The following is a 24,476-nucleotide window of genomic DNA, read 5'->3' as shown; positions in this document are numbered from 1 at the left end:
TGGGCCGGCTGTTGGTGGCAACCCAACGTCTCTTGCCCTCAACCCCACAGACCCTCGGCCAAGAAATCGCTTTCTCCAAACCTTGCGAAAATGCGACAGGAGCTCGGCGTTGAGTAGCCATGAACCCGCAGAGTTTTGGTCTGAAGCCTCTGGCAACCAAGATGCCCTGAACGAGTGTTATCAGTTCATGGAGCGCCAGGGCGATGCCTTAGTGGACGGCGCAGGCGGAGCGTGGCGAGAAGTCATGTTTGTAGTAGGAGCACCAGGATGTGGTGCTACCGCCATGGCCAGCCAGCTTTCCCGGAAGCTTCAAGCAACAGGCCACCTTGTGCTGGCCATGGATAAGATTTCGACTTTGGAACCCGGTAGTTTCAAGGCAAATTTGGATACAGCGCTTCGGATTCCGCCGGAAGTCAGTAACACGCCAGGGGCATCTTCAATAGGCCTGAATGCCCTCCAGCTCGCAGTCTTGGAGGCCCGGAACTACGAATGCGTCATCGTCCATGACGTGGACGTTTATGGTTCTTATGATATGGCACAGAGCGCCAATGCAGCTGCAATCATCATGCTCCTGCGAGCCAGCCGGGTAGCGAAGTTCGTGGTCTTCGGAGTTGCTGACTCTGTAAAGTGGCTGCAGTTCGCTTTGACGTCCGCTCTCGTGGAGTGCAAAACGATAACGCTTGACCCCATGCCAGCCAATTCGAAGTTTGGCCACTTCATCACCAGCGTCGCGCTTCGCGTGCTGCCTCCGTGCCCACCGGATCGAATCGAAGCCCTCGACGTAACTGCTGTGCATGAGAAGTCTGGTGGGAAGGTTGGGCTAGCTGTCAGAGTTCTGGTAGATCAGATCATCGACAGCTCATCAGCGCCGGTGGTGGCCGGCGATGGAATACCCGCCATGTGGGCATGTGATGAGGAAGAGCTTTCAGTTTTTCATCGCCCCCAAGCCGCAGAAAAATCAGCGGCCTCTGCAGCGACCTATGCCTCCTCAAAAATATCAGGAATGGCTGGAGATCTAGCAGGGGTTGTGAGGACTGAGGAGGGCGGGCCCTCCGATGTCGCCTGGTCTTCGCAGCATTCGATCTTATCGGAAACCGACCTGCGGCATTTCCATCCGGCAGTTGATAACGAATCCTTCTCTTCGTGGATCGCCAGGCAAAGCATGGGGCCCGGTCATAGCATTGGGCACAGCTTGGGCGACGAGCTGGTTCTGCATTGCAGCAAAGGCACCTCAGACCCTGATATGCAATGGGGCAACCTTGACCTGCTCCAGTCATTGAGTCTGTCTGACCGGCTCTACATCTCTGCCCAGTTCGCACTACCAAGCCCCGGTGGCAACAGCGACCGCCCACAAACCTTCATCGATTCAAGTAGCCCAAGCAACCTCAGCGCCGGCATGGTTCCATACCCCAAAGCGCTGAATTACTGCCCGGAGTGTTTCAAGGTTGATGTGGCGGCCGGCCTCGCTCCAGCCATGCGTTTGAATTGGCGGCAACCTCGTCAGAGTGTTTGTCTGCTGCACAGTACACCAATCCTCCTCGAGCGACTGTCCACCTCGACCTTCACTATCCTTGACAAGGCGTGGAGAGCTTTCGCTGAGTACGTGGGAAGCCCTGCCGCCAGGCTTACCACGCAGTTTCCGCTGCAACATTCATCACGGACACTAGCCAAAGCAGATAATGATCGTTTGATAGCTTTGGCCGCCAGGATGCAAACGTGGTTTTTTGGGCTTACAGCTGACACTTCGCCTTCGGCAAACGCCGCTGAGTTCTTAATGTCCTACTGGCTACAAGATCCAAGTGAAACTGGGGCGCTAGGGTTTGCTCGATCTTACTTCTTCAGCCGGTTTACCAAGCCAAAGGCGTTAACGAAGAAGCACTCGGCAGAGACATCGCTTCAACTCAAGCCTGATTCGGCACGCCCGCGTGATGTAGCCGTGGCATATTGGATGTTAGGTGTTGGGTTTGGTGTTATTGATACTTCCGAAGCGGAGTTCATACGAGATACAACCAGACCCTATTCGATTCCATTTCCGACAAGTCGAAGTGAAGTTTCAACAGTTGGAGGGCTGGCTTATAATCGAGGCCAGAGATTTGCATACTTGGAGTTTGCGAGATCTACGCTAAATGATCTGGACTACACAATTGTTGCGTGGTTTCTGGAGTGTGAAGGACGCTCTTAGAAGAGGTCGAAATAAATCGCATGCCAAGGTGCTGGACAAGCCGATGAAGCTTTGAAAAAGCTAATCCATGTTCTTCCTCGGGCCGGCACGCCACCTAGAAGATAATTATTGCTAATAGCGGTTTACACGTAACATTGCCTCTCCCATCCCATTCCCCTAATGTCCCCTGAAGCGACGAGACTACGCCAACGAGCGAGCAGAATGGCGAGACAGCGACCTCAGTCAACCGCTGCGGCACGACTGTCTGCGTCAATACATGAAGGAAAGCCAGCTGTGTGATTTATCAAAGTATTGCCAGTGGTGCCCGGGAAAAATTTTCCGGTAAGCTGGAAACGGGAATTCGAAAAAAACAGCTCGATTATGGAGGTTTCAAAAAAGCTACAAGTCATTGAATTTAATGCAATAAAGGAAGATCTGCGTCGAATTCATATGCCATAAATTGCCTGTAGATTGGTGATTCTTTTGCCAAAGTTAGGCGAGACTGGCGCTGAATCTCCACTCTCCGTTGCGCTCCGTCGACATTTTCTGTTCCTTAACAATATATTGTCCGTGAATTGACTGGAAACACCGAAACCTCTGATCCACATCCCCGGCGGCCATTCGCTCCAATTACTACCAAAATAGGAAACAGTGATTTCTTTGCGGATTTCGATCATGAACGCTGTTCATGATACGTAAGAGCTGACAATCATGTAGGCATTATTAATCCGACAAAAGGTCTCAAGGTCACTTTGTAATACCCAAGTAGCTGATGTTGTTGAATATTTTTGCCCGTAGACGAGGGTTTTTATCGACCGTGAAGCCTATTATACTGGGTGTGCCTCCTCCCGAATTTCTATGAGAAGCTGGAGTAGTTAATGGTCAGACCACACACGCTTGTCGAATATCGGCTCAAGGAGTTTGAGCTTGAGCAAACCCTGCGTAGTCTGAAAAAGCAGCAAGAAGATCTGGATTACAAGCTCGATGTGGAGTTCTACCTCAAGCTGGAAGCGCTGACCAAGGATTACGGGTACACCCTCAGCCAGGTTTTTGACCTGCTTCTGGCCAGGTATGAGGGTGGGGGTAGCGGCTCAGGAGGTGATGCAGATGGACTAAACGCTCGAACCAATACAGGATTACTGGAAATGATTCAGCGACTAGAAGCTTCGCCACCTTCCGTGCCGTCAAGTAAAGATATGGCGCACGTGAGTTCCATTAGAGGCAATAGTATAGCTTACGAAGCTAGTTCTAGGCTAAGCGATAATATTGATCATACGTTAGTGGCTTCGACCGAAGTTGAAGGGCATCAAAATGGAAACGAGGAGAAGCTCGATGACTAGCGTTGAAGAGTTCATTGCACTCAGTAACCGTATTGCCATGGAGTATGAGGCCATCGCGCCTCTCCTGCGCGATCCCGAAGTTATTAAGGCTGCACGATTTCTAGGTGAGTTGGACAACCTGGCTCATCAATATGACTTCAGTGCTATGGATATCATGAAGTTGATTGATCCCGGTCGTGCATTACAGTCTGAAAAAAACAGAAAGGAGAAGACTGTCAAAACTAAGAAGCTAAGTAAGCGTACTGTGCGTCAGTGAGGTCGTTCATCCTGATGGATGCTGTCTTATAAGACTTGGCAGCACACTCTACCTTCGGCCGGCTCTTTAAATCAGGTTCCAACGACAACGACCCCATCCTTGCGCCACGTCTTTACTGCCATAGAGTTCAAATCTGCTATACCGGGTGGATCTTCAGCAGTCGGAGTCAGCAACGGCTCTAGTAGGCTTAGGTGGCTTTTCCTTATCCTCGCCCAGTACGCCTTGGCACCACATGCAGGTGGGCTAGTACCTCAAGAAAACCTCTTAAATAGTTGTTAAACGTCTGCCTTCTTACGCGCAGTCGTCGCGCCGCCTCGTATTGGCAGGGCCCTGATCGATGAGCTTCTTTATCCGTGCTTTTTTACCTCCGCAGTCGCGGCGGCGCTGTCGAATGGGGGTATTGGACGGCCGAGAAGGAATTTCGCTGGTCAGCAAAGCGAGCTCGCAGAGCAGGTAGATGAACTGCATGCGAGTCGTGAAAAGATATCGCCCCTAGTGGTGATGTGGTCTAGCGTCACAGCTTATTTGCGAGTGGCTGAGGCGGTGCTGATCAAGATGAACTCCCAGCTTCAAGTCAAACAATCTTGCTCGATCTCGCCTGTGTTGTGCACAGCGAGACCTCCGAATGAGTTCCTAGCATCACCTCAGTGCAGATTTCATGTCCCTCCAGCCGACATAGCTCATCACTCCCTTGATGTCCCAACCATTTGTGGAGGCCCAGTTGGCGAAGCCTATTCGCATCGAGTGGCCGCTATAAGCCCGAGCAAGCATGTCAGCATCTTCAAGGATGCGTCTTAGCAGTGGAATGACACTGGTTGATTGTCATCCCTTCTCTGAAAGGTTGCCCTTCGATCGAGCTTTCGAAAAGTCGGGCCTTTGTGACGCCAGCCACGGTGATCCAGTTGATATACGCCTCGACCGAGCACAAATTCCTGAGGGCAAGGGTGTGATAGGCGCTACCTTGATGGTTGCGATTCCCTTTGGTGTAGGGCGGGTAAAAGGTAAAGCCGATGCCGCTTCCGCCTGGGTAACTTCCACTAAGAGGCGAGCCAACTCATCGCCACGAAAGCCACGCCAGAATCCAATGAGAGGGAGCACTGCATTACGCCGGCATCTCATCAGTGCGCGATAGTCACCGACTCGATTGCTTCTTCCGCTTGTCGATCCAGCGGTTCACCGCCTTTCTAGATGGTGTAGTTGCAAAGGAGCAGCTTGCTTCTGCTTGGTCGGATGCACTAGAAGTCCGGTCGATTCCGTTTGCTCTATATCTTCCAATGCCCATACACCGTTGACCTAGATAGCCCGAGCTTTTCCATCACATCTTTTCGGCTAAAGCCTGCCGACTTGAGCTCCTGAATAGCTTGCGCATTTTTAGAGCCTTCCGGCTTCCCTCGGGAACGCTTCACCAAAGTGTCGTCAACAATCTGCGTCGCAAGAAGATCCAAGCCTCCTTCTGATCGGAAACTCTCCAGCTCGACGCTGGCTCGTTCCAAAGCCGCTTCGGGGGTCTCGCTATTGCTCATGGAGATGCTGATAGCTAGGAGAGCCACAGGGTCAAGCTTCAGAGACGTGGATAACTCGATCAGTTTATCAACGGTGATGTTTATCTTTCCACGCTCAAGCGCACTGACGTTCGTACGCGCAGTGACAGACGCCAAGTCTTCGTATGCCAGCCCACGCACCGACCGGACTATCCGGATCGTTGCGGCGATCTCTTTCTTGAGCGACATGATTGTCCCTAAAAAGCGAGGATAGGGCCACACTTGAAGTGTTTAGATAAACGTCGATTAGTGTTATTATTCTGGACGGTCGGATGAAGAGGCTCTCTGAACTGAACGAAATACTCGCGTCCTGGCGCCCCGCAGAGCTCGACACCAAAAATTTGGATTCGCGAGGATCGTGAACATATTGGATGTATTGACGCGATGAAATCCAGTAAGCGAAGGAATTTCCCTTGACCAAGGAAGCGGCGATCTGATTTTCCGGAAGCAAGGAAGCAACAATTTAAGAGGGGTGCCGCACGTGCGCGCACCACAGGCGGGTATCTAAAAATGTTTATTTCACACGAGTCATGTTTGGTGGGCCAACCTGGTTTCCCTGGGCCAGGACGAACCGCGTGGCGAATGATTGAGCGAGAATCAATCGATCCTTGGTATCACGTCATCCTCCGGGTCACTGAGGGGGGCAGACAGCGCACTAAAAAGTTGATGCCAACAGATGCTTCATTATTGTCTGACCTACTGGTACAGCAGGGCCCAACCTTCTTGGTAGAGGAAGTTCAGGTAGTGACTGCACCTCAGTTGAACGGGGGTAGCTCAGACCGCATGGAGAAGCTTCTGAGCCTGGTCATCGGCTACGACCAACGTGGTGAGTGCATCTTGCTTCATAAAGTTGCGGGCGGAGCTGTTTATAGCAGCGCTCGAAATGGCCTCGAGGTCGGTTCACTCACCGGCGTTAGGACGATCTATGAAGACACGAAAATTGCACCTTTAGCAGTTTCGGAATCGGCTTAAGACTGGCCAGTATGGTGACTCCAATGAAGTTACGAATCTATTCCGACCTGCACAACGAGTTCGCACCTTTTGAGCCCGCCCCTGGAGAGGCGGACGTAGTGATTCTCGCTGGAGACATCGATATCAAATCACGCGGTGTTGTTTGGGCGAACGAGACGTTCCAGTGCCCTGTGATCTACGTGTGCGGCAATCACGAATACTACGGCGGCCACATCGAGCAAACGCTCCGCAAAATGAAAGAGGCGGCGGCGCCTCATGTCCATGTCCTTGAAAACGAAACCTTGATCCTGAACCAAACTAGGTTTTTGGCCACTACGGCGTGGACAGATTACGTTTCGACCGGAGATGTCGTTGCCGCGAAACGCGTCGCTTGGGAATGGATGAACGACTTTACCGTCATCAGAACAGGTGAGAGCTACCGTCGCCTCCGTCCTGACGACTTGATCGCTAAATCAAATACAGCTTATGCCTGGCTTACACAGGAACTGGCCAAACCATTCGATGGTAAAACTGTTGTAGTTACACATCATGCTCCCGTGGTGGATCACGTGGCTGATGATCTTCCCGAGCACCTAAGCGCAGCGTACGCCAACGATTGGCCGGAGCTTCTTGGTAAGGCCGATCTTTGGGTCTATGGGCACACTCACGTAGCAGCAAGCTTCACCAAATGTGGATGCCATGTGATTTCAAATCCTCGGGGTTACCCAGGGCAGATCACCGGTTTTAATCCTGATTTGTTGATTGAGCTTTGATGCTAGTGATCGGCCAATGGGCAAGCTCACTGGACTGACCACGCTCGATGAGATGGAGCATTTTTGATGGTGACGTTGGAAGAAGTCTCGCAACTGTTTTACGGCGCGGGGGAAGAGGTTCCTGGCTGGCAAGGGTCTCAAGAAAACCTCATTTTCTTGGCGGCAAAGGCATTCCCTGGCAAAGTATTTTGCGTCGTGCGCCAGTGGATCTTAATCGACCTCACCGTGACACCAGATGAAAAGGAAAAGCTTACGAAGCTCGACCTGCTTCCTATGACGCTTTTCGCCCATGATGTAGTTCTGGACAGTAAAGGTCGTTTTCAACCAGCCATGTGGGTACGCAGCAACTTCGGAAAATCATTCACTGAAGGCTGCATGTTTGAAACCAAAAATACGGTTTACTTGCTCCTTGCAGCAGGCCAAAGAAAAGAAGCAAGCTTGGGGGCCGCGTTTTCAATGTCCGCTGGGTGAGTGGTGACGCCGCAAAACACATATTGAATCGTTTTGGAGCTATGGACGGATGCCTGAAGAAATTGCAGTGGAGATCCACGGTAAGGATGTAAGTGACTTTCAGCTGAGTCGCTTGGTGCGAGCGAGCAATCGAAAATACAGCGTGCCAATTACCGCTTTCATCAGTGATGCGTTCATCGCTGAGGATGCGTGTGCAGGTGTTTCCTTTGACCACGCAGAGAGGCACGAGGGGTACCGCAAAGTAGATGGCGCCATTCTGCGAACAGGAAAAATTCACACCGTACGGAAAGAAGGGCGTTTCTGGCTGCTCGAAACACAAGATGGTAATTACGTCATTGGCAGCTTTTTGCGAGGCGTTGGACGGGGGAGTTTTCTGAAGTTTTTGAGCACCGGCGAACGCTACTAAGTAATCATTCAAAAAGCTCCGAAACCGCAATTCGGAGCCTTTCACTTGGTCGTTCAGCTATTGGCTGTTTCCATGAGACTAGGGGCGGTCTCAGTAGCCAAACTCACTCAACAATTTCTGCAAAAACTCGCGCCTTCTTTGCACGATGCACAGGATCAAATAGTCCCGGTCGGTGTCTCTCGTCGACAAGTGCCCGGCGTCCACCAGGCCATGGATGTAGCCCTCAGCTTTGCCCCTGGCTTCGAGCAAGGCTTCCATAGAAGTGCTTTTGTAAATGTCGCTGGCGATGAGCTGCCACCGCTGTTTCTGCCGGCGCCCAGTAGGGTCGTCCGAAAATTTTGGCGCGCTGATCAGTGTTTCGAAATCGTTGGGTACGCTGGGTGTGCTCAAGGCAGGGTCTCACAACAGTGATATCTGACAGCAGGCTATCATGCGCACACTATATCGCTGGTTTCTACTCTGCTTGCTTTTGTAGCCGCTGCCGCGAAGAAGCGATTTTCATCGACGTTGCGCGACTATCCATTGCGCCATCGTTCAGGCATCAGAAGCTCCGTACAGAGTCGCTGGAGACGCCGTGGGCTTCCACGTATTCGTTGTAGGCATTAACGGCCTCGCTGTTCTTTGCCAGCCATTGCTCGCACTGCTTCCTCCACAGTGCCTCGGCCAAGTGAGTAATTGCATGGACTTGACCATCCATTTGCATTCGACTTGACCAGTCGTTTGCATTGGACGTGACCAGGCACATGATCTCCATGACTGGCTGGACTCGACCCAAAGCAAACGGTGGCGACAGGCAAAAATCGGCCAAAAGCAGACGATTACCAAGGCAAAATCGACTTCCGTCGTGGCAAAAAGCCCTACTATTCATGGGACAGTCAAAATTAGCAGGCTGGGTCAAAATCGCATCAGCGCCAACATCGCTGTGGCCACCCATCTAGCGAAATCGACTTCAACCATATTGGTAGCTAGGTTTTCTTTTTAACAGTGAACGTAATGTCAGCCATACCGCAGGGGCAAGTTAGCTTTTGCCCCTGGGTCGAACCTGATGACGCCTGTTCCGACTCTTCGTTACCTATTATGTATCCATCATCTCTTTCACTAGACTTGGATGGCTGAGTATACCCACGAAGCAAGTCGTAAGCTTTCTTCATTGCTCGCTCGACATGCTTCGTCTTAAGCTTATCTTCACCGTCACTTAAAATAATGGCATGTAGTGCCTCGTTCCAATCGTCTGTAATACTGTCAATCGATTCATTGCTCATAATTTTATACTCGTCAAAGTAGCTAGCCAAACTGTCATAGGGGTACAATCACCTAGTTCAGTTTCGTATTTTTGCTTCCAGTGGATCGCAACCAGATCGAGGGGGGACGCATCCTTTTTGAAACTATCAACTGCCAAGTTCAAATCCGCAAGAAACCCCTTCAAAACCTGAGTCATGCCGAGAGTGGCCATCATCTCATTACTTAGCATTGATTTATTTCCCAGTGCTGCAATGCTATTTAGCCAATTTCTAAAGCGCTGAACTCTTATAAATTCAGCATCGTCTCTTGTAGGCCTGCTGCCAAGAAAATCTAATACCGCACCATGCTCGGCATAGCCTTCTAGATACTTGCTCCATATTTCAAATGTCAGCTTGCTAAGTTCCTGCTTCTTGTTTGATTTATCTTGCATATACGGAACGAATATCGCAAAAAGAACTGCCACTATCGCAACTATGACGGCGGGAGATTCAGCGCTACTGTCTTCTTTGATGGAAGCCTGCCTAATCGCTGACTCATCTCCGTATTGAGTTACCAGTTTCTCCAAAATCAAAAATTCTGCGCTAGGAATTTGCTCGTTTGTAAGTTGTGGCCTGAACCAAGGGGGAGGCTCGGGAGATTTGGTCGGGCTGGGCAAGTCTGCGAACACTGCACACGGGTATTGTGCAAAGAGAACCATCAGCACAACTGCTCGAACGTAAGCACTCATCATTCTCACCTTTCACCAGGCGTTTTTGCGGGTAATTGAAAATGCTGGGGTAGGTATAGACGATGGTCGTTCGGCCTGCACGAACCGCCCCGGGTTTCGTAGACACATAGAAGACTGCTCCTGGCCGTTCTCTGCCGATCATGGTTACAAAGCGTGCTGGTGAAATCCGATGTAATCGGTGGTCAGAACGAATGCAAATGACTGGTCAGATCGAATGCAAGCGGATGGTCAAGTGGAGTGCAATTTCGCAGCCAAGGCCAGCTCCAATTGAATTTCCTCCTCACTTGGCTTGGTGTCGTCTTCTCCGCCGCGATAACCAAGCTTGCACTTGAGCGTTCACCCTATTTTATACGGCCAATAAGAACGTTCCTGATTGCAGCATTCCGGCCTGCACGGCTAGCCGCTTGCGCGGAGAAGCGACTACCTTTCCGCAGGGAAATTGATCAGGGTCGCACGCCGAGTTACACCTATTGATGGCGAGCGGCAGAGTTCGACCTGTTGCGACTGTCACCAAAGCTTGTTTTCTGGCATCACAACATTCGACTGGATCTTTTTCCCCATGCTGATGCGCGGTTCGGTCGAGTAGCCCAGAGATTCGTAAAAGGTTTTGACGCTTTCATTTGTGCTGACGATTTGCAGGTTGATTTTCATGCAGCCACGTTCGGTCAAGGCGTCCTCAGCATGACGAACAAGTTTTGCGCCAAGGCCCTTTCGACGATGTGCGGGATGCACCGCAACCGAGTACAGCCATCCACGATGGCCGTCGTATCCCGCGAGAACGGTGCCGACAACCTCTTTTCCTGCCAATGCGACAAAAAAAAGGCCGTCCTTAACAGCTAGCTTTTTGTCGATAGCAAGGCTGGGGGTGTTATGCGCGGTTTCGTAACCGAAAACGGTTTCCCAGAGATCCACAACGCAACGGCGATGGAGTTCATTTGAGTAGTAGGCAATAGCATCCATGGTGTAGCCCTCACATTGAAGGGGCTGACGCTAGCGCCTTGGCGTGGGTAATGTCCACTGTCTCTTATTGGCCGATTTTTGCCTGTCGTGACGGGCAGCAGTCGACCCAAAGCTGGCCATCGGCTTTGCACCCCAGCTGTCAGCCAATGATGATCGTGCCGATGGCAATCACCATGCATGCCACTATCTTTCGGACAGTCAGTGTCTCGCCCAAGAAAAAATATCCGATCAATGCCGCGAACAATACGCTGGTTTCGCGCAATGCCGATACCGCTCCCATGGGCGCGGCAGACATGGCATAGATGACGATTCCATAGGCCAGCAGTGAAACAAGGCCTCCGAAGAAAGCCGTCATGAACCCGGGCCGGAAGGTAAATAAACTTTTCGCGTCGCGCATGCCTACATACACCAACGGCATCAATAAGCCCCACAAGGCGCACATCCAGACCGTGTATGCCATCGGCGCACCGGACAGGCGAACGCCAATGCCATCCGTCACGCTATAAGCCGCAATGAAGCAACCCGTTCCCAAGGCGTAAGGCAGACTGGGAACGGCCAACTTTCGCCCTCTAAACGCCAGCGAGATGATTCCGCCTGACACCAGAAAAATGCCGAACATTGCGACTGCCCCGACCGTTTCCCCGGCAAAAACCGAGGCGGCGAGGGTGATCAGGATAGGCGAGGAACCTCGCGATATAGGGTATGTTTGCCCAAGGTCTCCAACCTTGTAGCTGCGCACCAGGAACAAGTTGTAGCCAACGTGCAGTACCGCTGAAAGCCCTGCGTAGAACCAGCTGGCTTTGGCCGGAGCCTCCAGAAATAAGGCCATCGCGACGCTGGCGATGGCGACCGCCACGCACATAATAGTCATCGACCAAAGTCTGTCGACGCCACCGCGCAACGCGGCATTCCAGCTGGCATGCAATAGCGCTGCGAAAAGTATGAGCAAGATAATGTGATAGGGCATGCGCCATCCTGGGGATGATTCAGCGGGGGCTAAAGGCGCCGTAGAAATGATCTGATAATTGATTTCGTAGCTTCGCTTGTGTCCAGATCTTCAAACGAATTCAAGGAACGCCAAATGCACTCAACTATCTCGTTTTGAGGTAAGGCGCTTTCGCCATCCGGAACGGAAGCCTCAAAAACATGGTGGCGGGTGTTGCCTGCATCGAACTCAAAAACGTAAAGGAGCTGATCAACGTTTAGCCCGGTTTCTTCCTGGAGTTCTCGCACGGCAGCTGCTGCGACAGCTTCGCCAGTTTCCACCTTGCCACCAGGCAAAGACCATTTTGATCTCGGTTTGCGAACGAACAAGACCTCTCGATCTCTCTCACATATGACTGTTGCTCTGACTTTCATCTTCTGGCCCGAATTGCTTGTCATTGAATCGCATTGAAAATGCCATTTTCAGGGCGCGCTTCCCGACGAACGCAATTTAAGAGCCAGCTTAGGTCAAAAAAGTGCCGGGAGCTTAGCAAACAGTGGTTTTTATATGTTTGGCGACTGACAGCTTCTCGCAGATTTCTGCCTGTCGCATGCCTTGTTCCTTGCTCAATTTCGTTTAGGGAAAAACCAAAGCGATTGGTGGATTGAATGCAAACCGGTTGGCAGTGGAATGCAGTTCGCAACCTCAGACGGCACATCGAAATTCGGTCAGGTTTCAGCTCTCATGACTCCTGGCCAACCTCCAAACGCCCTCCCAGAAAACCCATCGGTCGCAATTTTCCTCGCCCAAGATTGACCGCAAGCTCGCTTCGACGTTAACTGTATACATATACAGTTATGATTAGGCACCCATTCATGAGCGTCACTATCCTCGGCCCAATTGCAGAAGGGGGAGTCCAGCTTCCGTTTTACTCCTTCAAAGTCCCAGCAGGCTTTCCATCACCAGCGGCAGATCACCTCGAACAGCACATATCCATCGACGAGTTGCTGGACATCCGAGCACCGCATATCTACCTGGTGCGCATCGAAGGCCACAGCATGGAAGGTGCGGGAATTTTCGATGGTGACATGGCAGTGGTTGATCGCTCGATAACAGCCGAGCACGGGCATATCGTGATTGCCGCAGTGAATTCGGAGCCCGTGTGTAAGCGCCTTTGTAAGCGAGGGCCCAACATCATCTTGATGTCCGAGAATCCTGGCTATCCACCGCGTTACATTCTCGAGGGCGACGAGCTCATCATTTGGGGTGTTGTGACATTCAGCGTGCGTGCTCATGACCCGAAAGCCTGATCCTGTTTTCGCGCTGATTGACTGCAACTCTTTCTACGCGAGCTGCGAGAGAGTGTTCCGACCTGACCTGGCCAAGACTCCCATCGTGGTGCTGTCGAACAACGATGGCTGCGTTATCGCTCGCAGCGCAGACAGTAAACCCTTCGTGAAGATGGGCGAGCCGTACTTCCAGATCAAGCACAAGCTCAAGCAGCACGGCATTGTGGCCTTCTCATCGAATTACGCGCTTTACGGGGACATGTGCGAACGTGTGATGAGCGTGATCGAGTCGCTGGTGCCCGCTGTCGAGGTTTACAGCATCGATGAGGCTTTCGCCGACTTGGCCGGTGTTCCAGGTGACCTGGAGGCGCTTGGACGACGGATCCGTGCGCAGGTTTACAAGAGCACTGGCATCCCAGTCGGTGTTGGGATCGCTGGTACGAAAACCCTCAGCAAGCTCGCCAACCACGCTGCGAAAAAGTGGCAAGCGCAGAGTGGTGGAGTAGTCGATCTTCGTGACCAAACCAAGCGCGACTGGGTGCTGAAGAAATGCTCGGTCTCGGATGTTTGGGGAGTAGGAAGGAAGATGACTTTGCACCTGGAGGGGATGGGCATCAAAACAGCTTGGGATCTCTCCAGGACGGATCCCTGGACACTGCGTAAGAAGTTCAGCGTGGTGATCGAGAAGACTGCTCGTGAGCTTGCCGGCACGCCATGCCTTGAGCTCGATGAACCTGACCCGCCGAAGCAGGAGATCTGCTGCAGCCGTATGTTTGGCAAGCGCCTGACTGAGATTGCACCGATCAAAGAGGCCGTCGCGACCTACATGATGCGGGCCACGGAGAAGCTCCGAGCCCAGCATTCACTGTGCAAGAAAATACGCGTGTCTATTCGCACCGGGATGTTCAATCCGGAGGAAGCCAAATACGCCAATGGAGTCCTGGTCGAATTGCCGTATCCAACCGACGATGTCCGGTTGATGACGAAGGCTGCCGTGGATGCAGTGGATCGAGTTTTCCGCCCAGGCTTCAAGTACAGCAAAGCCGAGGTGCTCCTAGTCAACCTTTGCCAGAAGGGCGAGTACACGGAAGACCTCTTCGCGATCTCGCAGCCGGTTGCCACTGAGAAAGTTATGGGTGTTTTGGATGCGATTAATGGCCGATGGGGTAGGGGGACGATGCGCCTTGCGAGTGTGCCGACTGACCCGGATTGGGACATGCGCCGCGAGATGATGAGCCAGAGTTTCACTACGAGGGTTGACCAGCTTTGGACTGTGTATTGTCGGTAGTCCGAGTCGTCTGTTGGTCTCTGCGATGTCATGTCGAAATTACTGGAAATTATGGCTCAGCAATAATTATTGCTGGGCCATAATTTTCAACCTATGAGTATCGGCTCATGGGCTTTCGAAGCCTCAGTTTCCATCTGAAGAATCTCCCTGTGGGTTCTTCAACCTTCATCTCACGGATTGAGCTTTAGGCATTCCGGTAGACTCACCGACTTTTTGGGCGAGAGGGGATGATGCGGATTAGAGGCGAGCGTGCCGCGACGGCATGTGGATTAGTGGCGATCATTTTGTGGAGTACCGCCTCAGGACTGATCCGGAGTGTCAGCGAAATCTTCGGCCCATTGGGCGGCGCAGCACTGATCTATACATTGGGCGCAATCTTGCTGGTGTGCCTATTGGGGAAGCCTCGCCTTCGCTCGACACCAAAGCTCTATCTCGTTTTGGGCAGTGCCCTTTTTGTTGCGTACGAGGTCTGCCTTTCGCTCGCACTAGGATTTGCCAGTAGTCGTAACCAAGCAATTGAGCTTGGTGTGGTGAACTACCTTTGGCCCTGCCTTACTATATTGCTGGCCATCATCATGAATGGCCAAAAGGCACGGTGGATTATCATCCCTGGTACGGCTCTCGCTCTGTTCGGCATTTTGTGGGTAGTGAGTGGTGATGGTTTGTCACTGGCAAGTATCGTCACCAATGTGCAGTCCAATCCGCTCAGTTACAGCCTGGCGCTAGCCTGTGGGATCACCTTCGCTTTGTATTGCAATGTCACTCGGCGGTACGCGGGCGGGCAAAATCTTGTGGTGCTGTTTTTCGTGCTGACGGCGGTTGTGCTTTGGTTGAAATATCTGTTCAGCAGCGAGGTGATTCCAGCGCTCACCTTGGGTAGCAGCCTGGAGCTTGTTGCCGCCGCTATAGGAATGGCTGGTGGCTATGCCCTATGGAACATTGGCATCTTGCGCGGAAACCTCACCTTGCTGGCTACCGCTTCATACTTCGCGCCCGTGCTGTCGTCGGCATTCGCCGCAGTATGGTTGGGGGCTGTGTTGAACATGCAGTTTTGGCAGGGGGCAGTGCTGGTTACAGCAGGATCACTTATCTGTTGGCAAGCTACTCGACAGCGAAGTGATTCAGTATGAGTACCGGGTTTTAGGAGCTTCATTCGACGTTCGGCTCGTGACTCCTGTTAGCGTTTGAGTTACCTAGGTTCTGCTTCTCTTCTATCTGATCGATAGATCACTCAGGACATTATTCCTAAATTCAAACTGCTGCTTTTGGTGTACTGTTAGTTGACTAACTACATAGAGATTTGTCATGTCTAAGCTTGCAGAATACCGTCAGCTCGAAAAACACCTCGCCGAACAACTCCAAGCCTTGGAAGCCCTGAAGGGTGATGCTGGCTTGAAGCAAGAAATCGAATTTGAGACCAAGCTGCGCGCCTTGCTTGCCGAATACAGTTACAGCCTGCCGAAAGTGATCGCTCTGCTTGATCCACAAGCTGGTCGTCGCGCTTCAGCAGTCGAATCGAAAGCTGGGTCTCGCAAGCCTCGCCAAGTGAAGATCTACAAGAATCCCCACACCGGCGAAGTAGTTGAAACCAAAGGTGGCAACCACAAAGCGCTGAAGGAATGGAAAGCTGAGCACGGCTCCGCGACCGTTGAGTCGTGGCTCGCCAAGTGATTTTGGTTTGAGTACAAAAGGGCCCTACGAAGGCCCTTTTTTGTAAGAGTTTAATAAGTGATCCGATTTGCTTATTTAAGCTCAATGGAAGGTTAATACTTATTCTTCGCTCAAAGCGAAATCAACCGCTGCATCTACATGAATTGCGGTGGAATCAAACGCTGGCAACGGCAGCTTGTCGGTTTCTAGGATCATGCAAATCTCTGTGCACCCGAAAATCACTGAGTCGGCGCCGTTGGCCTTCGCCTGCTCGATCAACGTAATGAGTTCGTTTCGAGATTCATCGAGCACTCTACCCAAACTGAGCTCGTCGAAGATTATGCTGTGAATGCGTGAACGGCCCTCTGCCTCCGGTACCAAGACTTCAATTCCATGGTTCTTCATCCGAGCTGGATAGAAGCCGTTCTCCATGGTGTAGCGGGTGGCGATCAAAAGTGGTTTGTGGAGACCAGCAGCCTTCAGTCGCTCGGCGACGACATCCACGATATGAATAAACGGCAGTGGCGTAGCTGTAGCAACCGCGTCTGCGACAAGGTGCATGGTCACAGCACAGATCATCACGCAGTCTGCTCCGGCTTTTTCTAGACCGCGCGCGACGTCGGCCAAATGAAGGCCGGCTTCTTCCCAGCGTCCTGCTTTTTGCATTTCGACGATGGTCTGAAAATCCACCGAATGAAGTAGAACCTGGGCCGAGTGCAGGCCTCCCAAGCGTTGGTTGATGGCTTGATTAAGATTGCGGTAATAAACCGCCGAACCTTCAAAGCTCATACCGCCGATAAGACCTATTTTGCGCATTCTCATGTTTCCTCGTTGGTATCCAGGGGCATCACTGTTCCACCTAGATCTTCCATTCTGTATGTGGCGGATTGCTGTCCAAATCCACACTGCACCATTGGGTTGTGGATCAAAGATGAAGCTGACCGCTCGCTGAAACCGCAGCCTGGCCTCCGATTTTCACTCGAAGGCTTTCTCCATCTCGCTCCCAGGACGCCTGAACTTCACCATCACGCCCGATTTCGATGCCTTGTTCCGCCACGTAACTACCGGAATGTTCATGGACGTGTTTATGACGGGCCAGGTAAGCAGCAACAGATCCATTACCTGAACCGCAAACAGGGTCTTCAGCGACTCCTTCTCCTGGAGCAAATGTACGTACTCGAATTCGCACCGGAGCCCCATCGCCACACTCTGCAAACACGGTAAGTCCTGCCGCACTAAGGGCCTTGCACTCACGCGTTATAAGATTTTGATCGGGGTTCAGGCGCGAAATCGCTTCGAAACTGCAGAGTTCAACGATGAGCCACGGTACACCCGTAGAAACCACTTCGAACGGACTATCAGCCACCTCTGTCTCGGCACAACCCAGCATTTGCGCCACGGTCTTACGTGACAATTGAGTCTCGCGATATTCCGGGGAACCTTGGGTCATACGTAGAAGAATGCCTGAGCCGGTAGGGATTACTTCAACAGGCACTACGCCGATACCACACTCTTGGCGTAGTAGCGTCGCGTTTGCTTTATCTGGATAGCGCGCCAGTACAGAGTGCGCTGCTGCGACAGTGGGGTGCCCGGCAAAAGGAAGCTCACTCATTGGTGTGAAGATACGAGCCCGGTAGTCTGCTTCAGGTGTGGTGGGTTTAAGGATGAACACCGTCTCTGACAAATTCATCTCTCGGGCAATTCGCTGCATGGTTTCGGTCGAAAGCTCATCGCCGTCGAACACTACAGCAGCTGGGTTCCCATAGAGCGGACGGTTGGTAAAGGCATCCACTTGAACAAAGTCTAATAACACGGTGATTTCCTCAGGAGGGCGGTGGAGATCAGGATATTTTTGACGCTAGGCGACGAGGCGCTGGTTTCATTTTGCCGCGATGCATTCCACTTCGACTCTTGCACTCAAGGCCAATGCGTTGACTCCCAACGCGCTTCGTGCGGGATATTTACCCGTCTCGAATCGGCTTTTGTATATGTCGTTGAATGCAGTCCACTCGCTCATATCTACTAAAAAAACGGTGCACTTGACGACGTCAGCCATCGCATACCCATTGGATCTGAGAATGGTGTCTATGTTGTCCATTGCCTGACGAGACTCAGCTTCTATACCGCCCGGTGCCAGTTTTTGGGTTTTGGTTTCTATACCAACCTGACCGGATAGAAAGAGCGTGCCGTTGATTTTTACCGCTTCGGAGAATGGGGATTCGCCTTTCAGCACGGCGCCCGAATTTAAAAATTGCGGACTTGCGTGTGCGCAATGAGCGCCTACCAGCGCTAAGAGCCCAGCGGCCCACTGTGAAATTCGCATCTTGTCTTCTCCTTAGCCGAGTCTGCGCCTCGCGAACCGAAGCAGGTGTGTTTGGAGAATAGGCATTGATACACTTTTGGTAAATCGATAAAGTGTCACGATACACTTTTTGTTGATGAGCGGAATGCGCCTGAGATCACCCTGGCTACCTAGACTCGCCGAATCAGAAACATCGGCATCAGATCGCTTAGTCACTGCCATGGCCGAAGACATCCTCGATGGAAGACTTGATTCGGGAGATCGTTTGCCTGCCCACCGTGAACTGGCTGACAAACTAAAAATCGGTTTAGGAACAGTAACCAAGGCCTATGGCATTCTTGAACGCCGAGGACTGATACGAAGTGTCAAAGGTGCGGGTACTTTCGTCGCGTTGGTGCAAACCCGGCGCGGGCCGGTAATCGACGTCTCTCGCAATACCCCTCCGTCGGTTATGACTGAGCGACTACTGGCCCGCACGCTCACATCGGTTGCCAAGCGAGTGGACGCCGGCTTATTCAATGACTATCCACCGGTCGGTGGCCATGCTGAGCATCGCCGTCTTTTAGCTCGATGGTTTCTGAGACTGGGGATGGATGCCGATCCCGAAAGGCTACTGCTTACCAGTGGGGCACATCATGCAGTCAGCGTGGCCATGTCGGTGGCGTGCGGGTATGGAGGAACGCTGTTCACCGAAGCCCAAACTTACCCAGGAGCCATTGCATTAGCTCGTCATCAGGGGATTCGTTTGATCGGTGTGGAGATGGACAAGGAGGGTGTCATTCCACAAGCGCTCGACCGTGCTCTTTCAACTGAAAGTACGGCGAAGGCTGCCCTATATGTCACTCCGACTATGCAGAATCCCACAACAGCCAGCATGAGTCGGCAGAGGCGCGAAGAGGTTGTTTCGATCTGTCGAGCTCATGACATAGCAATCATTGAGGATGACGTTTACACCTTAGAAGGCGATGACCAAGTCCCACCTCTCGCCATGCTGGCACCTGAACGGACGTTTTATGCCAATAGCATGTCGAAAACCCTCAATCCGACGCTCAGGATTGGCGCTTTAGTTACGCCAGACTCTATGTTCTCCCAGTCCGAAATGGCCCTGCAGGCGACTGCAGTCATGGTTTCGCCGTTAAGTTGCGCGGTGATGGAGCAATGGTTGTTGGATGGGACGGCGGAATCCGTGAGCAGATCGATTCAGGGTGAGTCAATACGTCGGCTTGAAATGGCTCGGTCGATCTTTGGTAGCGTTATGCATGAACCAGCGGATCAGGGGTATCACATCTGGCTTCCCATGCCGCTTTCGCAGGCGTATGACTTGGAACGCTCAGCCAATGATTTGGGCGTATTGATCACCCCTCCATCCTCCACTGCAGTGAATCCGCAGGGAGCTTTGGGGGGGGCAAGAATTTGTCTTGGTGCCCCCACTATGGCTGATCTACGAACGGCGTTAACAATAATTCAAAGCCTTGCTCGCTAGCGCCGCGTTTGGGCTAGCGAAGTGGGTACTTAAGCCCCTATGAAGAAAAGGCATGCCGACAGGGTAACCAGAGAGCCAAGGGTCGATATCAATATAGTGTTGGACACCAGCGAACCCTCGCGGCGATAAAACTCAGCGAGCATAAATGGCCCCGTACCAGTTGGCAGTGCGCTTAATAGCAGAGCGGCTTGCGCCCACATAAGCGGCAGCCGGAAAACGTAGAAGGCGAGTACCCAAGTAATCAACGGATGGGCAAACAGCTTGATCAGCACCAGGCTTGTACCTCGCTCATTTTTTCCTTTGTGCCTGTGTGCAAGGAATAGCCCAAGCGAAATGAGCGCGCAGGGGCCGGTTGCTGCCGAGAGCATTTTGAGGAACTGATGCAATGGGGCCGGTAACGGTTGTGCGGTCGCAGTCCACAACGATCCTAGAATCGGAGCTACCACTATCGGATTCTTGACCAGCGCCAAGGTGACCTTACCTACAGCTTTGGACAGGCTCTTTTCGCTCTGCAGTCCTACCTCAATGCAGATCACCGAGATAGAAAACAGCACGCATATCACGACCAGGCAAGAGATCAGTGCGGGTTCCATGCCAGCCTTGCCGAACACCAGAAGGCATAAAGGAATGCCCATGTATCCAGTGTTGGCGTAGGAGGCACTTAGGCCTTGTACGCTGGCATCTACCAGGTTTCCTGTACGCCGACGACGCCATATCAAAGTAATAGCGAACAGCCCAACCGTCGAAAGCCCGTAACTGATGATGAATCCCGGCTGCCAAATCTGCTCCCATACGACTGTGGCCATGGCTTCAAACAGCAAGGCCGGGAGACACAACCAGACCACCATTCGATTGATTTCCGAAGCTGCATTTGGGCCTAACAGTCCCAAGCGTCGACAGACGAAGCCAGCAAGAATAAGTGTGAAGACGGGCAGGATGATGTTTAGAACAGAGGCCATTGGCCGTATAACTCACATTTTTGGTGGGTCAATTTCGAGTAGTCAATTGAGCTGAAGTAGTTTGCTCAATGCGTTCAGAATTAAAATCCGTCCAGGCGATAGGGCTGCCGAATTACCGTTAAATAAAGGTGATCGCCAGTACACGCCGGGATTTTATCGACGCTGAAATTCGATAATGAGGTATGACGAAGAACTGCTAGCTCAGTACGATTACTGAGCTTGAAGTTCTCGCTGCTCCAAATATTCATCAAGTCGAGAGGCAAGGTATTCCCGCGCTTTCGTGGTGTGAACATCAGAAAGCTCGCCAGCCCTTTTCGAATCGCCTTCAGCAATTGCTTTGGCAATTGCCTCATGTTCGTCCCAGATTGACTGACGCTGGGAAGCAGACGATTGCAGCACTGTTCCCATCGCCCGACGCAGGTGTACCCAATAGACCTGGGCGCTTTCGGCTATCAATGGGTTTCCCGACGCAGCATAAATGTCGTGATGGAAGGCGACATCAGCGTCAACCATTGCCTTGAGATCCTTCCCCTCAGCTGCGCGCCGACCGTTTTCAATAATCCTGGGATCCATCTGGTGACGCCTTTCGGCTGCCATTTTCGCCGCCAAATTATCCAGCGCGCCTCTTATTAGATAAAGGTTGCTGATAGACGTAACGGTCAACGGTGTCACCAACACCCCTTTGCCAGGAGCGTCCTGAACCAACCCGTCCTTTTTTAACAGACGAATGGCTTGGAGGACGGGAGATCGAGAAACGTGCATTTGTTCCGCAATCTCTTCTTGAGTGAATCGAACACCGGGAGCCATCGTTCCGTCACTGATCGCGTCTAGAAGGGCTTTGTAGACCTCATCCACATAGTCCGGACGCGCTTGAATTCTCTGCAGCTTCGTTGTCATGGCGTTCAGGGGGGCCTTCGTTGGCTTGATTGCGATGGTCATTGTCCACGTTCTCCAAAATGATTCCAACGGGGTGGCTTGACAATCTTGGGAGTCAAGCCAAGAATGAGGCATCTGTATACAGAACACAGTACATAGAATATAGAAGACAGAAGAGGAATTCCAATGAAAGTGTTCTACGACAAAGATACTGATCTGGCTTTGCTGGAAAGCCGACGGGTAGCAGTCATCGGCTATGGCTCACAGGGGCATGCTCAGGCGCTGAATTTGCGGGACAGTGGAATCGACGTCGTCGTCGGTTTACGGGCAGGTGGTTCCTCTTGGGCGAAAGCAGCAGCCTCTGGTCTGTCTGTCATGGAAGTGGGTGAAGCGGTTAGTGGCGCAGATCTGGTCGTCATGCTGATTCCGGACGAGTCCATTGCAGAGGTCTACGCCAAAGACGTGGAGCCAGCCATTCGCAAGGGTGCGGCACTGGTCTTCGCCCATGGCTTCAACGTTCACTACGGCCAAGTCACACCTCGCAGTGATCTCGATGTGTTTATGGTTGCTCCTAAAGCACCTGGTCACACCGTGCGTTCAACTTTCGCGTCGGGTGGTGGAGTGCCAGCTCTGATCGCTATTTCTCAGAATGTCTCTGACCTCGCAAAGGATCTGGCATTGGCGTATGCCTCGGCCATCGGCTGCGGAAAGGCAGGCATTATCGAAACCGATTTTCGAGAAGAGACAGAGACCGATCTTTTTGGCGAACAGGTCGTTCTGTGTGGCGGAGCGGTAGAGCTGATCAAGGGAGGTTTTGAGGTATTGGTGGAAGCTGGTTACTCGCCTGAGCTGGCCTACTTCGAATGTTTGCATGAGCTGAAACTGATTGTTGATTTGCTCTATGAAGGCGGTATTTCCAACATGAACTACAGCATTTCCAACAATGCTGAGTTTGGCGAATACGTCTCCGGGCCGAAGATTGTTACTGCTGAAACCAAGCAGGCCATGCGTGAGGTTCTTGCCTTCATTCAAGACGGCTCGTACGCAAAGCAATTCATTCTCGAAAGCAAGGCTGGAAATTCGCTACTCACTGCCCGCAGGAATCAACTGAAACGCCACCCAATAGAAATTGTTGGCGAGCAGCTGCGGGCAATGATGCCTTGGATCAAGGCGTCCGCTTTAGTGGACAAGACCCATAACTAACTGATTGATGAGGAAATAGCCCCGCCCAAAAGCAAAACGAATAGCACCATTGTATTCATAATATCTGTATACAGAGTTCCGTAGCCTGAGCTCTAACGATAAAACAAGAACGGAGACATGGTCATGACCGAGAAATTCGAACAGCACGAAGCCAAACAATCGAGCGGTGCTGGCGCACCAATTGCGAAGAAACTCATCGCCTATGGCGGGTACCACACCAACAACGTTCCGGGTCATGATCCTGAATTGACAGAAACTGGCCCTGGTACTCCGATGGGAGAATACCTGCGCCGCTTTTGGCACCCAGTATGTATGGCTTTGGAGCTGACAGATACCCCTCGCTTCCTGAAAATCATGGGTGAAGAGCTAGTTGCCTTCCGGGATGGCAGTGGCCAGATCGGTCTTCTGCATGCCCACTGCTGCCATCGTGGAGCGTCGTTGGAATACGGCGCTATCCAAGAACGCGGTATTAAGTGCTGCTACCACGGCATGGTGTTTGACGTCGATGGTGCCTGCCTACACGTTCCCTTCCCAGCTGGTGAGGAAAAAGAGGCCGAAAAATACGCCTGCTCAATTCGCCAAGGCGCTTACAAAGCGTTCGAGCGACATGGCCTGGTCTTCGCGTACATGGGGCCTCCAGATGAGGAGCCGCCGTTCCCTGAATGGGAGGAAAACTTCACCGTCGCCGAAGGTGATGAGCTGGTTCCGTATAGCAACTTCCAGCATTGCAATTGGATGCAGGTTCAAGATAACGCGGCAGACAATTTCCACCCCACCGCCTTGCACTCAGCCAAAAACGTAGTGAACAAAAACTTTCAGGGCACGACCTTCGATGAGGTCGGCGCAGCCTCCATGGAAGTAGCGCCTGACATGCAATTCATTCCTGTGCACCAAGGTCGAAGCCTTGCCTGTGCCGGCGCACGTCGAGTGAACGACGACAAAATGTTCCTGCGCATCCAGCATCAGGTACTGCCCAATCTGAGTTTGCATGCGTACACCTCCGAAGATGGTTCGGCGAAAAAACTTTTCAGTCGATTCCACATTGTCCGGTGGACTGTTCCAGTCGACGACGAGAACAGCAAGATGATGGGCTGGCGCGTAATGGGGCCAGGCATCGATACACGTGGCATCGGCGACAAGAGCATGGTGGGTTACGAGACCATCGACTTCCTGGAGGGCCAAGTTGCCATGCGCAGGCCTGAACGTTTCGGCAAGTACAAGCTGGAAGATCTTCCTCCGATTCCTACGAACCACCGTGAACGTGAGATCTACAAGGACGCTCAATACGCGCCAGGTGACTATGAGGCGATCATCTCCCAGCGGCCTATTGCCGTACACAAACTGGAAAACCCAACCAAGTTTGATGCCGGCGTTTATGCGTTCCGCAAAATGCTCCGTGACGCTGTTCGTGGAACCAATCCAGCAGCAGGTGCGCATGGTTTCGCTGAATGGTTGCGCTCAATGAACGGCGCGCCCAATAGCTATTGCACAGGCAACGTCTTTGAAATGCCAATCGCTGAAACCGTAGAGCAGGAGGTTGCCAACCGTCGCCGACTTGCCAAAGAAACCGTGGCGATTCTCACTGAGGCGGATCAATTGAAGGGGCAAGATCGGGCCACATTCGTCAAAGAGCGACTCGAGCAGCTTGAGCAAAGCTTTAAAAAATAACAAAA

At 52.2% G+C, this 24,476-nt stretch carries 26 protein-coding genes; 13 read left to right on the top strand and 13 right to left on the bottom strand.

Translation table 11 applies throughout. The features are described from left to right. The first annotated feature begins 109 nt into the window (after positions 1-109). From F8N66_RS14465 to F8N66_RS14455, 3 genes are all read left to right on the top strand, one after another. Positions 110-2,182, top strand: a complete 2,073-nt coding sequence (locus F8N66_RS14465) for an ATP-binding protein (protein ID WP_150770803.1) — start codon at positions 110-112, stop codon at positions 2,180-2,182. An 857-nt stretch (positions 2,183-3,039) separates the two neighbouring features. Next, positions 3,040-3,501 carry a hypothetical protein gene (locus tag F8N66_RS14460; RefSeq protein ID WP_150770802.1) on the top strand — a complete coding sequence of 154 codons (462 nt, stop codon included), beginning with the start codon at positions 3,040-3,042 and terminating at the stop codon, positions 3,499-3,501. After that, positions 3,494-3,757, top strand: coding sequence for a hypothetical protein (locus F8N66_RS14455; RefSeq protein WP_224790471.1), 264 nt, complete (start codon positions 3,494-3,496; stop codon positions 3,755-3,757). Before F8N66_RS14460 ends, F8N66_RS14455 begins: the two co-directional genes overlap by 8 nt. Positions 3,758-5,019: 1,262 nt before the next feature. Here F8N66_RS14455 and F8N66_RS14445 read toward each other — a convergent pair. Continuing rightward, positions 5,020-5,487, bottom strand: coding sequence for a helix-turn-helix domain-containing protein (locus tag F8N66_RS14445; protein ID WP_150770800.1), 468 nt, complete (start codon positions 5,485-5,487; stop codon positions 5,020-5,022). A gap of 806 nt (positions 5,488-6,293) precedes the next feature. Between F8N66_RS14445 and F8N66_RS14440 the strand changes: the two genes are divergently transcribed. The 3 genes from F8N66_RS14440 to F8N66_RS14430 all read left to right on the top strand — a co-directional run bounded on the left by F8N66_RS14440 (position 6,294) and on the right by F8N66_RS14430 (position 7,899). Then, positions 6,294-7,022, top strand: coding sequence for a metallophosphoesterase family protein (locus tag F8N66_RS14440; RefSeq protein WP_150770799.1), 729 nt, complete (start codon positions 6,294-6,296; stop codon positions 7,020-7,022). Between the two features lie 66 nt (positions 7,023-7,088). Beyond that, positions 7,089-7,493, top strand: coding sequence for a DUF6957 family protein (locus F8N66_RS14435; RefSeq protein WP_150770798.1), 405 nt, complete (start codon positions 7,089-7,091; stop codon positions 7,491-7,493). Positions 7,494-7,542: 49 nt separating this feature from the next. Further along, positions 7,543-7,899 (top strand): hypothetical protein, encoded by a 357-nt coding sequence (locus F8N66_RS14430; RefSeq protein WP_150770797.1) that lies wholly within the window; start codon positions 7,543-7,545, stop codon positions 7,897-7,899. Positions 7,900-7,989: 90 nt separating this feature from the next. On the opposite strand, the gene F8N66_RS31755 is transcribed toward F8N66_RS14430, so the two are convergent. The 7 genes from F8N66_RS31755 to F8N66_RS14395 all read right to left on the bottom strand — a co-directional run bounded on the left by F8N66_RS31755 (position 7,990) and on the right by F8N66_RS14395 (position 12,187). After that, positions 7,990-8,157: a hypothetical protein gene (locus F8N66_RS31755; RefSeq protein WP_224790470.1), complete on the bottom strand. Its 168-nt coding sequence runs from the start codon at positions 8,155-8,157 to the stop codon at positions 7,990-7,992. A 283-nt stretch (positions 8,158-8,440) separates the two neighbouring features. Beyond that, entirely contained in the window at positions 8,441-8,596 is a 156-nt protein-coding gene (locus F8N66_RS14420) for a type II toxin-antitoxin system CcdA family antitoxin (protein ID WP_224790480.1), read from the bottom strand. A gap of 268 nt (positions 8,597-8,864) precedes the next feature. Next, the gene (locus F8N66_RS14415) at positions 8,865-9,161 is read right to left on the bottom strand and encodes a hypothetical protein (RefSeq protein WP_150703345.1); all 297 of its coding nucleotides are present in this window, start codon (positions 9,159-9,161) and stop codon (positions 8,865-8,867) included. After that, positions 9,158-9,868, bottom strand: a complete 711-nt coding sequence (locus F8N66_RS14410) for a hypothetical protein (protein WP_150770795.1) — start codon at positions 9,866-9,868, stop codon at positions 9,158-9,160. The genes F8N66_RS14415 and F8N66_RS14410 overlap by 4 nt, the downstream gene beginning before the upstream one ends. A 507-nt stretch (positions 9,869-10,375) precedes the next feature. Continuing rightward, positions 10,376-10,828, bottom strand: coding sequence for a GNAT family acetyltransferase (locus F8N66_RS14405; protein WP_150770794.1), 453 nt, complete (start codon positions 10,826-10,828; stop codon positions 10,376-10,378). A gap of 139 nt (positions 10,829-10,967) precedes the next feature. Next, positions 10,968-11,795 (bottom strand): DMT family transporter, encoded by an 828-nt coding sequence (locus F8N66_RS14400; protein WP_150770793.1) that lies wholly within the window; start codon positions 11,793-11,795, stop codon positions 10,968-10,970. Between the two features lie 29 nt (positions 11,796-11,824). Continuing rightward, positions 11,825-12,187, bottom strand: a complete 363-nt coding sequence (locus F8N66_RS14395) for an NUDIX hydrolase (RefSeq protein ID WP_150770934.1) — start codon at positions 12,185-12,187, stop codon at positions 11,825-11,827. A gap of 441 nt (positions 12,188-12,628) precedes the next feature. Between F8N66_RS14395 and F8N66_RS14390 the strand changes: the two genes are divergently transcribed. From F8N66_RS14390 to F8N66_RS14375, 4 genes are all read left to right on the top strand, one after another. Next, the gene (locus F8N66_RS14390; protein ID WP_150770792.1) at positions 12,629-13,063 is read left to right on the top strand and encodes a LexA family protein; all 435 of its coding nucleotides are present in this window, start codon (positions 12,629-12,631) and stop codon (positions 13,061-13,063) included. Then, on the top strand, positions 13,047-14,330 hold the full coding sequence (umuC, locus tag F8N66_RS14385) for a translesion error-prone DNA polymerase V subunit UmuC (RefSeq protein WP_150770791.1): 1,284 nt from the start codon (positions 13,047-13,049) through the stop codon (positions 14,328-14,330). Before F8N66_RS14390 ends, umuC begins: the two co-directional genes overlap by 17 nt. 230 nt (positions 14,331-14,560) lie before the next feature. Beyond that, complete coding sequence (yddG, locus tag F8N66_RS14380; protein ID WP_150770933.1) at positions 14,561-15,460, top strand: aromatic amino acid DMT transporter YddG; 900 nt, start codon at positions 14,561-14,563, stop codon at positions 15,458-15,460. 175 nt (positions 15,461-15,635) lie between these two features. Continuing rightward, the gene (locus F8N66_RS14375; protein ID WP_150770790.1) at positions 15,636-16,001 is read left to right on the top strand and encodes a histone-like nucleoid-structuring protein, MvaT/MvaU family; all 366 of its coding nucleotides are present in this window, start codon (positions 15,636-15,638) and stop codon (positions 15,999-16,001) included. A gap of 99 nt (positions 16,002-16,100) precedes the next feature. Here the strand turns inward: F8N66_RS14375 and F8N66_RS14370 are convergent, their stop codons facing one another. The 3 genes from F8N66_RS14370 to F8N66_RS14360 all read right to left on the bottom strand — a co-directional run bounded on the left by F8N66_RS14370 (position 16,101) and on the right by F8N66_RS14360 (position 18,303). After that, the gene (locus tag F8N66_RS14370) at positions 16,101-16,796 is read right to left on the bottom strand and encodes an aspartate/glutamate racemase family protein (RefSeq protein ID WP_150770789.1); all 696 of its coding nucleotides are present in this window, start codon (positions 16,794-16,796) and stop codon (positions 16,101-16,103) included. Positions 16,797-16,905: 109 nt separating this feature from the next. Then, positions 16,906-17,793, bottom strand: coding sequence for a PhzF family phenazine biosynthesis protein (locus tag F8N66_RS14365; RefSeq protein ID WP_150770788.1), 888 nt, complete (start codon positions 17,791-17,793; stop codon positions 16,906-16,908). Positions 17,794-17,859: 66 nt separating this feature from the next. Next, positions 17,860-18,303 (bottom strand): RidA family protein, encoded by a 444-nt coding sequence (locus tag F8N66_RS14360; protein ID WP_150770787.1) that lies wholly within the window; start codon positions 18,301-18,303, stop codon positions 17,860-17,862. Between the two features lie 115 nt (positions 18,304-18,418). On the opposite strand from F8N66_RS14360, the gene F8N66_RS14355 reads away from it, so the two are divergent. After that, complete coding sequence (locus F8N66_RS14355; protein WP_318195459.1) at positions 18,419-19,765, top strand: PLP-dependent aminotransferase family protein; 1,347 nt, start codon at positions 18,419-18,421, stop codon at positions 19,763-19,765. A gap of 29 nt (positions 19,766-19,794) precedes the next feature. On the opposite strand, the gene F8N66_RS14350 is transcribed toward F8N66_RS14355, so the two are convergent. Both F8N66_RS14350 and F8N66_RS14345 read right to left on the bottom strand, forming a co-directional pair. Then, the gene (locus tag F8N66_RS14350) at positions 19,795-20,724 is read right to left on the bottom strand and encodes an AEC family transporter (protein WP_150770785.1); all 930 of its coding nucleotides are present in this window, start codon (positions 20,722-20,724) and stop codon (positions 19,795-19,797) included. A 210-nt stretch (positions 20,725-20,934) separates the two neighbouring features. Beyond that, a complete protein-coding gene (locus tag F8N66_RS14345) occupies positions 20,935-21,663 on the bottom strand; it encodes a GntR family transcriptional regulator (protein ID WP_224790469.1) in 729 nt (242 codons plus the stop codon). A 123-nt stretch (positions 21,664-21,786) separates the two neighbouring features. Between F8N66_RS14345 and ilvC the strand changes: the two genes are divergently transcribed. Together ilvC and F8N66_RS14335 are read left to right on the top strand one after the other, a co-directional pair. Continuing rightward, positions 21,787-22,803 carry a ketol-acid reductoisomerase gene (gene ilvC / locus F8N66_RS14340; RefSeq protein ID WP_150770784.1) on the top strand — a complete coding sequence of 339 codons (1,017 nt, stop codon included), beginning with the start codon at positions 21,787-21,789 and terminating at the stop codon, positions 22,801-22,803. Positions 22,804-22,926: 123 nt separating this feature from the next. Continuing rightward, positions 22,927-24,471, top strand: a complete 1,545-nt coding sequence (locus F8N66_RS14335; RefSeq protein WP_150770783.1) for a Rieske 2Fe-2S domain-containing protein — start codon at positions 22,927-22,929, stop codon at positions 24,469-24,471. Positions 24,472-24,476 lie beyond the last annotated feature (5 nt).

Origin of the sequence: Pseudomonas fluorescens, from assembly GCF_902498195.1 — a bacterium.
Taxonomy (GTDB): domain Bacteria; phylum Pseudomonadota; class Gammaproteobacteria; order Pseudomonadales; family Pseudomonadaceae; genus Aquipseudomonas; species Aquipseudomonas fluorescens_BU.
Note: the sequence above shows the minus strand (reverse complement) of the source record. Positions and strands in the feature narration are given on the sequence as shown.

Coding starts and splice junctions, on each gene's coding strand:
- F8N66_RS14460 (WP_150770802.1), top strand. CDS start 3,040: ATGGTCAGACCACACACGCTTGTCGAATATCGGCTCAAGGAGTTTGAG.
- F8N66_RS14455 (WP_224790471.1), top strand. CDS start 3,494: ATGACTAGCGTTGAAGAGTTCATTGCACTCAGTAACCGTATTGCCATG.
- F8N66_RS14445 (WP_150770800.1), bottom strand. CDS start 5,487: ATGTCGCTCAAGAAAGAGATCGCCGCAACGATCCGGATAGTCCGGTCG.
- F8N66_RS14440 (WP_150770799.1), top strand. CDS start 6,294: ATGAAGTTACGAATCTATTCCGACCTGCACAACGAGTTCGCACCTTTT.
- F8N66_RS14435 (WP_150770798.1), top strand. CDS start 7,089: ATGGTGACGTTGGAAGAAGTCTCGCAACTGTTTTACGGCGCGGGGGAA.
- F8N66_RS14430 (WP_150770797.1), top strand. CDS start 7,543: ATGCCTGAAGAAATTGCAGTGGAGATCCACGGTAAGGATGTAAGTGAC.
- F8N66_RS31755 (WP_224790470.1), bottom strand. CDS start 8,157: ATGGAAGCCTTGCTCGAAGCCAGGGGCAAAGCTGAGGGCTACATCCAT.
- F8N66_RS14420 (WP_224790480.1), bottom strand. CDS start 8,596: ATGGATGGTCAAGTCCATGCAATTACTCACTTGGCCGAGGCACTGTGG.
- F8N66_RS14415 (WP_150703345.1), bottom strand. CDS start 9,161: ATGAGCAATGAATCGATTGACAGTATTACAGACGATTGGAACGAGGCA.
- F8N66_RS14410 (WP_150770795.1), bottom strand. CDS start 9,868: ATGAGTGCTTACGTTCGAGCAGTTGTGCTGATGGTTCTCTTTGCACAA.
- F8N66_RS14405 (WP_150770794.1), bottom strand. CDS start 10,828: ATGGATGCTATTGCCTACTACTCAAATGAACTCCATCGCCGTTGCGTT.
- F8N66_RS14400 (WP_150770793.1), bottom strand. CDS start 11,795: ATGCCCTATCACATTATCTTGCTCATACTTTTCGCAGCGCTATTGCAT.
- F8N66_RS14395 (WP_150770934.1), bottom strand. CDS start 12,187: ATGAAAGTCAGAGCAACAGTCATATGTGAGAGAGATCGAGAGGTCTTG.
- F8N66_RS14390 (WP_150770792.1), top strand. CDS start 12,629: ATGAGCGTCACTATCCTCGGCCCAATTGCAGAAGGGGGAGTCCAGCTT.
- umuC (WP_150770791.1), top strand. CDS start 13,047: ATGACCCGAAAGCCTGATCCTGTTTTCGCGCTGATTGACTGCAACTCT.
- yddG (WP_150770933.1), top strand. CDS start 14,561: ATGCGGATTAGAGGCGAGCGTGCCGCGACGGCATGTGGATTAGTGGCG.
- F8N66_RS14375 (WP_150770790.1), top strand. CDS start 15,636: ATGTCTAAGCTTGCAGAATACCGTCAGCTCGAAAAACACCTCGCCGAA.
- F8N66_RS14370 (WP_150770789.1), bottom strand. CDS start 16,796: ATGCGCAAAATAGGTCTTATCGGCGGTATGAGCTTTGAAGGTTCGGCG.
- F8N66_RS14360 (WP_150770787.1), bottom strand. CDS start 18,303: ATGCGAATTTCACAGTGGGCCGCTGGGCTCTTAGCGCTGGTAGGCGCT.
- F8N66_RS14355 (WP_318195459.1), top strand. CDS start 18,419: ATGAGCGGAATGCGCCTGAGATCACCCTGGCTACCTAGACTCGCCGAA.
- F8N66_RS14350 (WP_150770785.1), bottom strand. CDS start 20,724: ATGGCCTCTGTTCTAAACATCATCCTGCCCGTCTTCACACTTATTCTT.
- F8N66_RS14345 (WP_224790469.1), bottom strand. CDS start 21,663: ATGACCATCGCAATCAAGCCAACGAAGGCCCCCCTGAACGCCATGACA.
- ilvC (WP_150770784.1), top strand. CDS start 21,787: ATGAAAGTGTTCTACGACAAAGATACTGATCTGGCTTTGCTGGAAAGC.
- F8N66_RS14335 (WP_150770783.1), top strand. CDS start 22,927: ATGACCGAGAAATTCGAACAGCACGAAGCCAAACAATCGAGCGGTGCT.